This is a genomic window from Paenarthrobacter aurescens, from assembly GCF_025421775.1.
Taxonomy (GTDB): Bacteria; Actinomycetota; Actinomycetes; order Actinomycetales; family Micrococcaceae; genus Arthrobacter; species Arthrobacter aurescens_B.
The window spans coordinates 1-231 of sequence record NZ_JAOEFX010000790.1; the positions used below are offsets into that span (position 1 = coordinate 1).

Here is a 231-nt window from a genome sequence, read left to right on the forward strand (position 1 = left end):
TGAGTCTGGTTTGCCGCGACACGGGCCCGGTCAAGCCCGGCCTGCACCTGATCCAGCTGACGCATGACAAGCGCCAGCTCGTCTTTCTCGGAGGCGTGACACTGCAGGACGGGAAGTGTGGTTATCAGCAGGGCAATGAGGTTTCTGGTGTGACGCATGAGGCTCTCCCGGTTATCTGGTCGTCGGGAGAGTGACGCAAAGCAGCGATGCCTACAGCAGGAAATTCTTATT

Annotated in this window: 1 protein-coding gene; it reads right to left on the bottom strand. The window is 58.4% G+C overall.

The annotated features are described in order from the left end of the window. The coding region (locus tag N7568_RS31205) for an RAQPRD family integrative conjugative element protein (protein ID WP_439899003.1) at positions 1 to 158 on the bottom strand (158 nt) is incomplete at its 3' end. Positions 159 to 231 lie beyond the last annotated feature (73 nt).